Origin of the sequence: Mucilaginibacter pedocola (assembly GCF_002013915.1) — a bacterium.
Classification (GTDB): Bacteria; Bacteroidota; Bacteroidia; order Sphingobacteriales; family Sphingobacteriaceae; genus Mucilaginibacter; species Mucilaginibacter pedocola.
The window spans coordinates 618,946-633,331 of sequence record NZ_MBTF01000012.1 but is presented as its reverse complement, the minus strand read 5'-3'; the positions used below and the strand labels follow the sequence as shown (position 1 = coordinate 633,331).

Below are 14,386 nucleotides of genomic sequence, written 5' to 3'. Positions count from 1 at the left end.
GCTAACCGGAGGAAAGACATTGCAGGAAAAAAAACCGATCGTATTTGATTATCGTTTAGAAAACGAGGTTAATCAGGAGCCCTTCCAGCTTGTTATCAGCAGGACAGAAGGGCCGGTCGATAATGAGTTGCTGTTTCTCAGCTTGTACGAACGGCTCAGGGCAGAGATACTTCCAGGGCGGGAACAAATGTATTATAATGATCTGTCCAGGGTGTTACACCATCATTATTGGAAAAACGAAACAAAATTTGTTTTCGTAAACGAACTGGCGGGGGCGTACCATAAGGCACGAAAAGCAGGCCTGCTTAACGATGCCAGGGTTAACGATTTTTTAGAAGATTGGTTGAGCGAGCGTGAAACCAATTCGGCCATATATGAAGGAACGATCAGGTTAAGTGCCGTTGCCGATGAACAGACTGCCTTACGCATGGAGGTACCGGTAGGGACGCCGTACACGTATATTCCCGAACCCCAAAGTGACCGGGAGGCTTTTCTGCGGCTGAAATTCATGATGGGGCCACAGGTTTGTGAATTCCTTATTCGTGAATTTAACCGCAAGTACCAGGAGCCAACGGCTGAGGTTTATGTCAGCGAGCTTGCACCTCTTAAAAAATTCACGGAGCACGCAGATTATGGCCTGATAATATCGGCTTTCGAGCGTCACGATAACGATCATGAGCGTGAATACCTGCGGATATTGCACGGCTATTATGAAAATCATCGCTGCGAACAACACATTGGGAATACTGCTGCGCTGGTTTACGGGAAATACATCCTTTACCAGGAATGGCTGGAAAAACAACTGCGGGAATCTTTTACCGAAAATAAGCCGCGCGGCCTTCCTCAACTTGATCCCGGCAAAGTTTCCGCGGATTTCACTTTAGGGCAGGAACTATTCGACCGGATCTATCGGCGCAACCTGCTGGCGGATTTCTTTCTGGTGCCTGCGCCACCGGCTTCCGGGCGATTTTGGTATGACATAAACGACCGGGAAACCGACGATCCGGCAAAGGTGGTAAGGGTAAGCCCGCTATCCATCCCCCAGCGCCGGCGTGCGACGAAATCCGATTTTGTTTTGGTTCATGATCAGGTAAATATTATCCGGGATATTAAAAGCAAAGCCTACCGGCATTTTATTGATGACCTAATAACCTGTCTGCAGCAAATGATCGGGTTTCACCGAGATCTTTCCAAACCCGAAGAACGGAAGGAGGATCATTACAAGTTACTGGAACTTGCAGAGGATTTTATCAAATGGTTAAAGGCCGGCCCTAAACTAACCGCAAATCCCTCTAAATCCGGGACCAAAGGAGAAGCACTGTCTGGCCCGGAGGTGAAAATGGAAGAAACGCCACAGCCTGTAATCGCCCTGGCCTGTTACTATAAAAATGAAAAAATTGACCGGGCCAATTCGAGGGAAATCATACAGCGGTACAATCCCGGGCAAAGTGGTGATAAACTATACCACCATTACATTTTCTACAGCGATCATGCGAACCGGGTATCGCCCGGCGATACCAAAACCATCACGAAGAATAAACTGGAAAGGCTGCTAAAGGTCGTGGAATTACTCGCTGATCACCCTTCAGGTTTCGCCCACGCGAAGCGGGACCTTGAAGAATTTAAGCGCCGGGCAGGGATTGATTAAAAATAACTGGTTATGCTGGAATTTGTGACCGCAAATCACCGGTTACCAGGAAATGCCCTTCCCAAATTTGTACCTGTTAAACAGTTACAAATGAAAAAGAGTGTTGCATCCAAAAGAAGAATCGATCTCGAACAACTGATCAAGGCTGGCGTACAACTGACCATGCTGATCCAGGCTATTGACCACCTCCTCCGGCATTTTCAAATATGAAATTTTGATCCCGTTCCAAATCAGCTTTATTGAGCATTGCGATCAATATTTATCCTTAGAATCGCGGTCGTCAGGTTTTAAGGATGTTCTTGATCACCAGGCCGAGAAATGTTCCCTGCATCAGCAACCGGAAAAGAGCGAATAAAACATGATTGCATTTGGCGGTATTGTTCAGAGGCACCAGGTAGTTCTGATTAAAATTCAGTGCCTGGATCAGATAAGCGTATAAAAAAACTTTGATCTTGACGTGTTTGCCATTATAAAACTCATCGGTCCCCGGAATGACGGCCTGCTCTATGTAATCGATCTCTGCCTGGATGATCCTCTTCACTTTCCTGTATTCTTTTGGATCGGAAAGCCGGTTGGTGACCGCCCTGCTGAAATGAAAATACAGGTCCGGGTAGGTGCTGAGCAGCCTGTTCTGTAACAGAAAAAGGTTCCCACCTGCCAGGAATTCGTTCACCGGTGGCGTAGGGTGAGGCGGTAAAGAAATGCTTGCCGAATACACATGATAAACCGGAAGCCCGACAATTTCATAAATTTCCATAGCGGATTTGTCCTGTGAAAATGAACGCTGATCGATGCGAGTCCTTATGCTATCTGGATCGCCATCATCTAAATAGCCTAAAAATCGCACGGAAAGGTCGCCCTCCATGGCTTCCGATAATAAACGCCAAACAGAAGATTTCCGTTGTGCTTTTTCAGTAGCCTGCAGGTGGTTTTTTTGCGACGACTGATAGTAGTCGGCCAAATTGATATTATCCAGTTTAAAAGCGGCAGCTGTGGCTAAATGAATTAAAAAACCGATTATCCCGAACAGAAGCGAAAAAGATAACAATAATGTCAGGTTGATCACATAGTTCTCTAAAGGATCGAAACGGCCTACCTCCTTGATCCAGCAATAAGAGAAAAATGAAAAAAATACGATGAAAACCAGGGATACTGCCAATAAGATTCCTGACAGTCCCGCAGAGAACGACAGTTTAATTTTCTGAAGCCATTTCTCCGATTTTCGGTGGTTAAATAGCGAAATGATCAAAAAACCAAGTACAGTGCAGCACAACATTGCACCGAAATTACGCCATGGATAAATCCTAAGCAGGTCAAAGAGTTTATAAAGGAAATGCATGATCTTTTGATATTGGATAAAGTTCTAAGGTGAGCTTAAGATAATGATAATCCGCTAAAGAAGGCGTTGATAACGATGATGGCTATTAAAAAAAAATTTGCCGCCTTGTACCTGATGTCCCCTGCCGGGATGTCTTATACTAAATCGACGTATGGAAAAGAAGAACATCAGGGAATTGTTGATAAAAGCCCAGGAGGGGATTTTACCTGCCGGTGAAGCAGACGCTGTTGATTTTTGGCTGCATCACCTCAATGAAGACGGGCCGTCGGGACTGACAGATGAAGATTTGCTCCAGGCGCGGAAGCAGATGTGGGTGAAGATCACCAAAGCCAGCGAACCGTAATTGCTTTTGCCACAAACCGGAGGAGGGTTAAATTTCAGGGCACCATACCACTTTTTTTAATATACTTTTTTCTGCCCTTCCGCGGGGGGAAGCCAGGGCAAAGGTGGCCCGGTTTCCCCCGGTGATGCAGTATAACGCTTTCCGCAATCATGGTATAATCTTCCGGTCGACATAGCATTCGATGGCAAGCCTACTGGAAAGCAAAGCCCTCATCTCACGTGTGTCCGGCGAGTTCTTTTGCCAACCTAATGGCCAGTGCCGGCAAGACCTTAGCTGCGCTTTTCTTCTGTTTGAATGAAAAAATTAATAAAACAATAAAAAGTGCCTTTGGAGCCGGAGGCGATACCCGCCCTTGCCGGTTGGTTTGGATTAACCGCGGAGTACCCTTAAATTTATTTTTATGTCAGCACCCGAGAACTTTTTAAATCCCAGTATCACATCCGTCATCCGTATTATGAATAGAGAGCAGGCGGAAAGCATAGAAAACAGTATTCACCAACACGGCGCTTTTACCTTCGTGGTACCTAATAGTTCCGAATGGGACGAGCAGCGGTGGCTCGGATTGATCTGGTTGAACAGCGAACGGGATGATTTTTCGATCGGTTATATCGGTGTTTTTAAGAAGCAAACCAATATCGCCGTTGGGCAGGTTCGTTTAAAGAGTTATGATATTTTTGGAATGGAGCCTATATCGGCAGAATTGCTCAGCGGGTGCTTTCGTCATCATGTAATGGACGAGCATAGCTGGTTGCGTATAGGAGGTTATGAGCACTTAGGCAAGTGGAGGGGGGAGGAGTTATTTGAAAAGGTCATTAGCCTGCGTCCCGAGCTTAAAGAAACCATTTCGGAGTTATATAACCGTATCCATTTTCCTGAAATCGGGCAGGAAGATACCGGTCGGATATCGCAAATCGCGATTGAAAAAGATGCAGCAGGTTTGTCGCTTGATATTTTTGGTGTGGAGAGATCGAAGATTTTCGATAGCTGGCGAATGGGAACTAAGGGTTTTGGTGAATCTTTTCTGAGCGGTTTGACAGCGTTTACGGTCTACGAGGATGATGTTATTGCGCATGACCTTCATACCTTCCCGGGTTACGAGTTTGTGAATAAGGGCGATATAACCGGCGTGGTAGAATTCCAGAATGATGAGGGTGAAAAATTGACGGTAATTAACGCTAACCGTAAACCACTTGAAAAAGCTTTGGGTGTGGATCTTATTTATTTTCATCGTAGGTATGAGGCGTTTGTGATGGTGCAATACAAGATCATGGATCAACGGTCGGCGTCGGGTGAATATTATTATAATCCCAATCAGGAATCACATTTTGATGAGTTGGCAAGGCTGCAGCGGGTAAAAGCGGCAATTGACGGTGAAAATCCAGGTCTTGGTTTGAAATATTACCGTTTTGCTGACTGCCCCTTATTTTTCAAGCTATGCAGGAAAATAAATTTTAAAACCACAGATCATTCCCTGGCACCCGGTATGTACATTCCGCTTGACCAATGGGAATTGTTATTGTCCGATACCAGCACCGAAGGCCCCTCGGGAGGTGTGCAGATTGGCACGCATACTTTGAAGAGGCGGTATATGAACAAGGATACTTTTGTAGACCTTGTTCAGGCCGGTTTTGTTGGAACTACTGCGAATGCGTCAAAGAAAATCGGCGCATTTTTAGAGGATGCAATCGCCAAGGGGCGCTCGGTTATTTACACCATCGATGAGAAAACGGGGGCGCGAAAAAGGAATACCGCAGGGAAGGGAAAAGGCAGACGAACAAGATACCGCCTGGTAGATGATGATGAACCTTTTTAATTGAAAAGAGCAGTTATTTTAAAGGGTTTCCTTAGATTTAGCTGAGAAAGAATGGCGCAGGCCTTCGATAATATAGGCACTATTAACCTATTATCTGCTTATCACCTCTAAAATGTGCAATTTTCAACGTAAAGATCATCCGGGGATTACCTGTAAAATATCAATTATTTCTTCGGGGAAGCTCCTGTCAGAAAAAATGCCCCTGGATAAAAAAGGGCTGTGTATATTTCATAGCCGGGACATCGATTTTAAGCTTAAAAATAAATTTGATCGTTGGCTGGATGCAATGCTGGGACAGTCAAGAAAACATGTGCCGGATGACGATGAATATGAGCACCGGCTTGTGTCGGGTGAACCGGGGCCATTTGTATTTGATCTTCGGGGTGCCTACCTGATCGGAAAAGAAAGGGGATCAAAAGAAACAGGCAAGGTTACTGAAATACTGATAAGAAGTATTGAATTTGAATATGATACTGAGGTAAAACTGGATTATGCGGAGATAGCAGATCCCTTACGTATCGAAAATTGTCAGGTGAAAAAGGGAATCCTGAACTTTAAACACACTATTGTTAATGCGGAACTGTTTATAACGAACACTCATATAGGAACACTTTCCTTTAACGATGCCCGGTTAAACGGCGGATTACTGATGCGGAACTGCGACCTGGTTAATTACGCGGAATTCGGAGGAATGGTCGTTCGCAATGTTTTTCAATTAAGTGATGTCCATTTCAAAACGCATGCGTTCTTCAACAGTACTAATTTTGCGTGCGAAAGTGTGCTGATCGAAAATACGGACTTCCTCGGAAAGGCAGAATTCGGCCTGGCCACTTTTCACGGCGATGTGGAAATCCAGGAAAGCCGTTTTGACCAGCTTTTAAGTTTTTCTAATGCGACTTTTAAAGGGCCGGTATGTTTTACCGGCAACAAATATGAGGACAATGTGCAATTTACTTCTAATGACCGTAGCAACCGGATGTTTTATGAAGAAGTACGGTTTATCTTCATCGATAAATTCTCTGAAGTGCAGCAAAGGCTGATCTTTGACAATGTCAATTACTACCTGATCAGTGGCCCTGACCGGAAGGAGTTAGCGGCGCTGGAAAGAAGGAATAAGGTAACCGTTGGTGCCGGCTGTATCAAATACCGGGTACAAACGCCGTTAATCCATATCGATACGAGAGATGTGACCGGTAACATCGCACGGGAATTGGCCTACTCGTTCACCAACTATTTTACCTCTTCGACCGGTAGTAACCTGGGTGTCGAATTTGTAGATAAAAGGATCGATTCACTTTCATTGTTCTACTTTACGGACGAAGATATCAGTCAGGTAGAATTTAAGCGCCGCTTAAAAAAAGCGGAAACGGGGTATTGGGATTCCGGGCCTCCGGGACCGGATGATGTCGAAGAAGCGGAAATATCCCGAAAGGTAGATAATTATGTTTCGAAATATGCCATCATGGTCAAAATGGCGATGTTGCGCGACCGGGGTCAGTGGAGCAGTATTGATACAAAGGATGTATTGGAGGCGGTTAGCTTTACCGGAATCGACAAGCGAACAATGGAATTAAATCAAACTATTAATTTTTATATAGATATCATGAAAATCAGAAAGATCGTTGCCCAAGCCAACAGCCAGGTAAATATTGCAGAGGTAATCAAGAAAGTCGAATTTAAACCAAAGGTGCAACCTTACAGCGAAGCGGATTTTGAGGAGATTAAGGGCGTTTTAACCCGGTTGAACGAAGCGGAATTACAGGAACTGAGACAGGATTTGGTTGTGTTGCCTGCGGACGAGATGGATTTTACCGCAATGGAAAAGATCAGCCTGCGGTTGAACGAGTTTGCGGCAAAACATGGTGTTTCCATCGTGGACGGTATTGCCTCGTCCGCTATTTTTGAGATTCTCAAAGCGATCATGATCGGCTAATTTAGGTCCATTGATCTTTTGTATCCTTCTTCGTTGTTTAATTAATGCTTATGACCTTTAAAGACTTCCAATATTTGGGCCCGGCAATCGGGGTGTGCATCGGCTGGTTGCTCAGCGGTATCACGACCTATTTACGGGGCAGCCGTGAGGACCGGAAAGTGCTTAAGTCGATCCTTTATCATTTACTGAATGCCTATGCTTTGCTTCATAAGCTCAGGAAAGATAACCTGGATGAAGCCTACCGCCAGATCTACAGCCGTATACCGGAGCTTTCCGGCGAAGCTGTTGAAAAAGAGTTTTTAGAAAAGGTGAAACCGGTATTGATACAGGTACAAGCAGAGTCGGTGTTACAGGGTGACGACCTTTCCAAACTGAGAGAAGGATACAAAGAATCACTAAAAGAGCTTTCCAGGATTCGCCCGGTCATGGCATACTATATCTCTGACAGCGTTAATATCGATGCGTTGTTCAGTATCCTGGAAAAGATCATCGGCGGGATCGCTGAAGCGGCGACCGGGGCGCCCGACCCTGCAGGCGTTGCCGCAGTTAGTAAATGGATGCAGCCGCACATGGCAGAGCACGGCCTCAAAAGCCTGCGGTCCGATATTCGTTATGTGGCTATCAGAATAGGCCCGCTCACGTGTCTCGATGTTTGGAGGATACTTAAACGGCTCAATTCCGGGCTGTCCAAAAAAGCTATTGCTGCGACAACGGCGAGGATGTCGGAAATGATCCGGGATATTTCGTCCGGGGGAGGTGCTATGCATCAGGGATAGGAGCGGCATCCTGCGGAGCAGATACAGCGGATAGCCCGGCCCCGGAGGGGGATGCCCGGTTTGTTTTAATTTTCTTGTGGCTATCCGCCGTTCGCTTTCAACTACAGGCCAAGGGCATCGATCGCGGCAATTGCGTTGTCAAGCGTGATCGCCTGGGACTGATTAAGGTTGAATTGGAACTCCATTCTTTCGATGAGGTAGAATAGAAAATTCCAGTCCGGGTTATGTGCCGCTATTCCGGCTTCGAGCGCTTGTTTGACGGCTTGCAGGTTCCCGGCCGAATAGATGGCGAGGTTAAATAGGGCATCGGTTACTTGTCCGTCTATGCGATTAAAAACATCTGCGGTATTCTGGGGCTGCAGGCTGTATTCCAGCAAAGCCATTAATTTAGGCAACAACTCGATGCTGGTCAGGTTATTCAGGAAACGGAACCAGAAATCGTAACGGTCTTCGAGCTGCGGCCTGCTCAGAATGTAGTCGGCATAAAAATCAAATCCGGCCCGGATGTTCATTGCCGTTAGTCTTTTAGCGGCCTGCAATCTTTCCTGCTCTTCTTCTGAATCGTCATGCAATACGGCCATTAGGTAATCTTTGAGGTCCCCCTGAACCTCATCATCCTTCAGTATATCCGCAAGGTCCCAGCGAAAACTGTTTTTACCCTGGTTATAAAGCACCTTCATCAATCCCGTGGCATCCCCGGTTTCCTCAAGGTAGCGTCTTGCTACACCGGCCTTCACGGACAAAACATCCTCACGGGCGACCAGACTGTTTAAGATCGGTTCGTAAGCATCTTCCAGGTGCAGCGAGATTGCATATTCCGCATTGTTCTCCCAAACCTTGTCGTGCTGGTCCCCTTGCCTGAGGTTAAGGACCACCCGTTCTGCTACAGCTTTTTCCCCGACCTGGTTGACGATATAGGCAAACGGGTCTTCGTTATTCGGGGAGGAAAAATCATAAAACTCGGTCAGATCGAGCATTTTATCGTCCGGTATCCTGATGCCCCAGTTTTTAATGAAATAATTGATCATCAGAACGATATTGTCTATGTACCCACCGTGTTGCAGCCGGCTGATCGCCTTAATAAAATCCCGCCTTTGCGTCCAGCGGTTGACCCATTCGTTGATCATGGCGGTTTGGGGCGCACTGAGTTGGACCTGGTTATAATTTTTAAGCTGGTTATATATACTCTCGAAACGATCGAATTCCAATTGGGTATCATTGGCCATATAGGCCTCCAGTTCCTGTATATTAGTGGAACGGCCGTGGCGGGTCAGTTCCAGCACGATATCGACGGCGCTTTTTGGGTAATCCTGTTCCTCATCCAGTTCAAAACGCGTGTAAAGCGACCAGATCTCATTCCAGCCGACTTCTTCCTCGCCAATATCCCTCATGATACGGCGCACCTGTTCCTTAAGGCTTTCCGGATCGAATAAAAGATCAAAACTTTCCTGCTCGCGGCTGCGCCTGAGTTCCTGTATCGCGTTATTGCGCTGCCCTTCAAGGTCCTGCCCGGTGCGCTCAAGGTACAAGGCGCGCAAAAATCCGGGTTTATCCTCCAGGTCACTTTGCCGGGTATAGTTACTGGCCGCGATATAAAACGACACCAGCCACTTTTCGGTCTTCGCGCCTTCCAATACCAGCCTGATGGAATATGCAACGGTATCTTCGTTGAGCAGAAAGGAAAGCAACAGGTCGCGGTCAGTATCGCGAAGCTGCCCGTTGTGAAAAACCGCCTCAAAGGCGGTTCGCACGGTACCGGTCTGCTCAAAAAACTTCCGAAGCTCGTTTACGAATCCCGTGCCCCCGGATCGCCCGTAGTTGTTGTAAACCGATAAGATAAGGGTAAAGACTTCCGGATCTTCTGGGAAGAGCCTGATAGCCTGACCAATGGCATTTTTTAAGACATCCATTTTGTCGCGGTAGTGCCCGTATTCGGTGTTGTAAGGTTCTTTAAAGAATTCAAAGAGGGCATAAACCGAACGCTGATCTGTCACGGCAGTAAGGCCCCGTTTCAGGAGGATGGTCTCATCCAGTAAATTATCGCGGTTGTTTCGGTTGTTACGCCCCCGTAACGCTTCGATGGCGATACCCTCCAGGAACACATCGAGGTATTCGTGAACCTTATTCGTTTTGGTCAGCAGGCTGTAAACTGTTGCGCGGAAGTAAGGCAGACTTTCCTGGCGCAGGCGCGCGGTGAGTTCTGCAATGGTCTGATCGTCGAACAACTGCAGTTTCGCCATGCTGTTGACGGCTGAGTAAACAATTTCGGGTTTCGCCCAATTGGCGTTAATCAGGTTGAGTACCAGTTGCCTTATCTTCCCTTTCTCCGCTGCGGGGATAGCGAAGTGCTCGAGCACGGATAAGGCATTCAGTTTGGTTTTAAAAGTTTCATAGGGGCTATCAAGGATACCGGCGAGGTAATCCAAGGCGGCAGGTTGTTCAGCGAAGTAGGCCAGGTCGGCCTCTGAGAATTTGTTGGACCGGATCCAAAGCTGTTTTTGGCGGAAAGACTCGAAAATTCCCTTAAATATGGCGAGGCGGGTTTCGTCGGCTACGCGGTGGGGCTCGAATTTGATCACAGCTTCGGGCTCGGTCGCGACGATCCAGGCAATCAGCTCATCGCGCTGCGCTCCTTCTGTGATTGCGACATAAAACGAGAGTGTGTTCATCCAGCCCGGCTTGATTTTGTTATGGGCCGGCGGGAAAGTGATCAGGTTCTTCACTTGGTCGAAATTCATATCGATCATGCCCTTGGCCGCAAAATATTCCTGGATATTGTTATGCTCAAACGACCAGTTCCCTTTATGGGTGACGATTACGGCAGATCTGGAGACCAGGTCCCGGTCCTCCGGTTCGTAAATGGTTTGAGTGAATTCTGCCTCCGTAAGGTAGTTCCTGCCAATATATTCCATCACCAGCGCCATGCGGGTAAGCAGGCGCATCAGCTTGTCCTGCGTATCCTGTCGGCTGTATTGGAGGCGCGCCCTGATCGCTTCTTCGAAGATAAGGTGGCGGCCGCCCTTCAGGTTTTGGTTCCGGAGGTAAACAGGTGCCAGAATATTTAAAAAGAATGGTTTGGTGACCAGTTCACGGTATCCCTGGCCGACAGCTTCATCAAGAAAGGCCTGGCCGTTACCGCCTAACCGGTCGACGCTGTCAATGATCTGCTCAAAGCTTACCTCGTCGATATAGCAGATATCGAAACCTTTCAACGTTCCGGACTCTTTGCCGGCGGGCAATTCGTAGAAATTGGTGCGGCTTGAAACGATTATGTTCGTCTCCGGGTATTTTTCTGAAAATGCATCCAGGCTGGCGACCGCCTCCTTAAAATAGGGGGGCTCGATTTCGTCAAGTGCGTCGAGCACGATTACGGCGAGCCCGGCGGGTATCTCTTTGATTTCAGGCTGGAGAAAATCTTCTATGGAGCCGCCACGGTATTGCGATAGTTTCTTAAATACGGGGATCAGCGCGGTGCCCTTGTGCTGGAAATGTTCAACCAGCCGGACCAACTCGGTGGATTTGCCCGAGCCGGCGTTACCCAGCAAGGCGAGGTGCTTGTGGGTATCTGTCAGTGCCGCAAGCGTTTGCTGGCAGCTACCCAGGGAAAAGAAATGCAAAAATGGGTCTTCCCCTTCCAGGGTAACAGTCCTGGCAATAGGAGCCTCCACCGGTGGTACTTCCCTGGTTTCAGCGACAAACTCAGCCAGCGCCTCCAGAGTAGGCATGTCCGGCCTCGTCCCCGCTTTATCTACGATTTCAGACTTCGCCTCGATCTTCTCCTCCCTGATCTTGTTATGTATGCCGGAGGTTAGCCGGGATGTAAGTTTATCGGTTAGCTGAACGGCATTCTCAAAGTAGTTGACCCACCCGTTGGGCTGTATCTTTTTTTTAAAAGCCAGTACCTTGTTGTATTGCTCCAGTTCGTATGCCCCAACTGGCGGATCACCCGGGGCCTTGAAAAAGAAATAGATCGTGATATCCTCGCCTGCTTCCTTTCTTTCCGTGGCAAGGTAGAATTCTTCTTCGGTGCCTGAGTCGAAGGTCTGGCCATCTTCCATTTCGGTAGGCGTTCCGAAGCGCTTCCAAAGCAGCCCGACATAAAATCCGTAGTCGCTGAATACACGGTTGATCAATGTTTGGGGCCGCATATCCCCGTATTCACCGACAATATCTTTCCAGTAAAGTGGGATGAGGCTGATGGGCTGACGCATCTCGCGGAAGGTCGTTTCCAGGTTGCGGCAAATTTCGGTAATGCGGACGCGTTCTTCATCGACATCACCGGGGCAGGATATGAATAGTTGGAATTGCGGAACGTTTGTAAACTTCATAGAATCCAGGTTTAGAGATGCAATTTCTGAAAAATCCAAGCAAGAACCCATAAAACTTAAAAACGCCCGTGCCAGCTTTCATGGCGGTTTTAGCGGTTGCCAGCAAAATTTTAAAAGGCCGGCATCGTGGGCGGCTCCGGAATGCTAAAATCTACAGGCTAATTTGTTTAAAACGAATAAGTTTTAGTAAATTTATGCGACCTAACGATATCATAGATAATCCCCGTCCATTCTGGTTTAATTTTAAATCTTCCGAATCTGTCAAATTTTATATTTGTTCATTGACCGAGCGTAATACCGAAGTTAATATGGTTAATCAGCGGATTTCGAGCTAAAATCGCTTAGCATACAATTATAGAATCGGGGACAATTGAGCTTATTCATCGGGCTTGTAACCGATTCGCTTCCGCTTTTCCGCTGGCGGTTGTTGCTTTTCCAGTTTGGTCGAAAGCTCATCAAGGTAACTAAACAGGATTTCCATGTTTTTCCCTTGATTGAAAATTTCATTTTTAATTTTTTCGATTTCCAGCCTGATTTCTATTGTATCTGCCAGCGCTTTTCTAATATTGACAAATATTCTCATGATACGGCGATTTACCTGTATCGCTGCCGTGCTGTTCAAAACACTTGAAAGCATACTAATTCCCAGTTCGGTAAAGGCCATTGGGGCATACTTAAAATGTTGACCTTGCTTTAAGGTGCCAAAATGGCTCCTTAAGGTTTTATACTCATCGGGAGTAAGCTCAAACATAAAATCTTCGTCGGCAAATCGTTCTATATTCCTTCTCACTTGCCGTTTGAGGTGTTTGGTCTCAACTTCGTAAAGCTCGCCCAGGTCGTAGTCGAGCATTACTTTATGTCCTCTTATATAATATATCTTACTGGAGATTATCTCGTCGGGAGTCAATAAATTGTCTGTCATTACTAAAATGAATTAGAGAGGTTGTCACAAACCGTGACAACCTTGTTTAAATTTGTACTTCGTTTTTTTTCTTGCTATCAAGTTTATTTTTGAGGAGCGCCATATCCTCACTGACTTTGGCATCTAAGATCTTTGCGTAATGTTGCGTGGTGCGAATGTTTTTATGGCCAAGCATTTTAGATACACTTTCGATGGAAACACCATTAGCCAGTGTAACTGATGTAGCAAAAGTGTGCCGAGCGATATGGTAGGTTAATTCCTTACTTATGCCACATACGTCAGCGATCTCTTTCAGGTAGCTGTTCATTTTTTGGTTGGACAATACAGGCAGTACCCGGTCATGGTGAAGGCATTCGATATTGTCCTCATATTTTTTTAGGATCTGCAAGGCGATCGGCAATAATGGTATGCGGGAAGCAGTATCTGTTTTTTGCCTGCTGGTTACTATCCACTGTTGTTTGTCTATGCCTTTAATAATCTCTGACCTTTTTAGCTTTTTAACATCTGCATAAGCCAAACCTGTAAAGCAACTGAACAGGAAAGCATCCCTTACCTGATCCAGGCGGTAACTGACCAACTGTTTTTCTGTGATGACTTGTATTTCCTCAGCTGTCAGGTAATGCCTGATCACTTCCTTCACCTTGGGTTTATAATTGACGAACGGGTCTTTATCCAACCAGCCATTAGCGATGCAGATCCGGATGACCTTTTTAAAATTCTTTAAGTACTTGACAGCTGTATTATTGCAGCAATGCCTTTCCGAACGCAGGTAAAAATCATAAGAAGTAATGAACTCATGATCGATCTCAACGATATCTATGTCATTCTTCTTGTACTGCCATTGCATAAAATCAATGGTATGTTTAAGACTGGTCTCGTAACGTTCCAAGGTCCCGGCAGCATATTCCTTCCCGATCAGGGACTTTATACGTTTGTTATGCTCCTGAAAAATAGGAACAAGCATTTTGGAACGCTTTACGTTCGCCTTACCTAATAATCTATCTCTTAAATTTTCAGCAGTGACCGGTGACTTCGCGTCCAACATGAGCCTGTGCTCCTCAAATACTTTTTGCTCCAGTGTCTTTAAGTAATTATTGAACACCCTGGCCTCATCATTGGTGCCGGTCATTTTTTGGATATCGGAATTCCACCGCTCCGGTTTTATATAGCGTCGGGTGGTAAATTCGACACGTTCACCGGCAACGGTCAATCTTAAGTAAACGGGAGCTGTCCCGTTATTGAGGGTTTTTGACTTCTTCAAAGAGAAGTTGATACAGACGGTCC

At 46.4% G+C, this 14,386-nt stretch carries 10 protein-coding genes; 6 read left to right on the top strand and 4 right to left on the bottom strand.

Annotated features, from left to right (window positions below):
- Window positions 1-19: 19 nt before the first annotated feature.
- A complete protein-coding gene (locus BC343_RS14960; protein ID WP_078348585.1) occupies window positions 20-1,648 on the top strand; it encodes a hypothetical protein in 1,629 nt (542 codons plus the stop codon).
- Window positions 1,649-1,660: 12 nt separating this feature from the next.
- Window positions 1,661-1,858: a PX domain-containing protein gene (locus tag BC343_RS14955; RefSeq protein WP_078348584.1), complete on the top strand. Its 198-nt coding sequence runs from the start codon at window positions 1,661-1,663 to the stop codon at window positions 1,856-1,858.
- A 70-nt stretch (window positions 1,859-1,928) separates the two neighbouring features.
- Here the strand turns inward: BC343_RS14955 and BC343_RS14950 are convergent, their stop codons facing one another.
- Complete coding sequence (locus BC343_RS14950; RefSeq protein WP_078348583.1) at window positions 1,929-2,987, bottom strand: hypothetical protein; 1,059 nt, start codon at window positions 2,985-2,987, stop codon at window positions 1,929-1,931.
- A gap of 151 nt (window positions 2,988-3,138) precedes the next feature.
- On the opposite strand from BC343_RS14950, the gene BC343_RS14945 reads away from it, so the two are divergent.
- The 4 genes from BC343_RS14945 to BC343_RS14930 all read left to right on the top strand — a co-directional run bounded on the left by BC343_RS14945 (window position 3,139) and on the right by BC343_RS14930 (window position 7,852).
- Window positions 3,139-3,330 carry a hypothetical protein gene (locus BC343_RS14945; RefSeq protein ID WP_078348582.1) on the top strand — a complete coding sequence of 64 codons (192 nt, stop codon included), beginning with the start codon at window positions 3,139-3,141 and terminating at the stop codon, window positions 3,328-3,330.
- A 400-nt stretch (window positions 3,331-3,730) separates the two neighbouring features.
- Entirely contained in the window at window positions 3,731-5,143 is a 1,413-nt protein-coding gene (locus BC343_RS14940; RefSeq protein WP_078348581.1) for a hypothetical protein, read from the top strand.
- A 112-nt stretch (window positions 5,144-5,255) separates the two neighbouring features.
- Window positions 5,256-7,076 (top strand): pentapeptide repeat-containing protein, encoded by a 1,821-nt coding sequence (locus tag BC343_RS14935; RefSeq protein ID WP_078348580.1) that lies wholly within the window; start codon window positions 5,256-5,258, stop codon window positions 7,074-7,076.
- Window positions 7,077-7,126: 50 nt separating this feature from the next.
- On the top strand, window positions 7,127-7,852 hold the full coding sequence (locus BC343_RS14930; RefSeq protein WP_143822190.1) for a hypothetical protein: 726 nt from the start codon (window positions 7,127-7,129) through the stop codon (window positions 7,850-7,852).
- A gap of 101 nt (window positions 7,853-7,953) precedes the next feature.
- Here the strand turns inward: BC343_RS14930 and BC343_RS14925 are convergent, their stop codons facing one another.
- From BC343_RS14925 to BC343_RS14915, 3 genes are all read right to left on the bottom strand, one after another.
- Window positions 7,954-12,180, bottom strand: coding sequence for a hypothetical protein (locus BC343_RS14925; RefSeq protein ID WP_078348578.1), 4,227 nt, complete (start codon window positions 12,178-12,180; stop codon window positions 7,954-7,956).
- Window positions 12,181-12,556: 376 nt separating this feature from the next.
- Window positions 12,557-13,030: an ORF6N domain-containing protein gene (locus BC343_RS14920; protein WP_238381780.1), complete on the bottom strand. Its 474-nt coding sequence runs from the start codon at window positions 13,028-13,030 to the stop codon at window positions 12,557-12,559.
- 118 nt (window positions 13,031-13,148) lie between these two features.
- A complete protein-coding gene (locus BC343_RS14915) occupies window positions 13,149-14,363 on the bottom strand; it encodes a site-specific integrase (protein ID WP_238381779.1) in 1,215 nt (404 codons plus the stop codon).
- Window positions 14,364-14,386 lie beyond the last annotated feature (23 nt).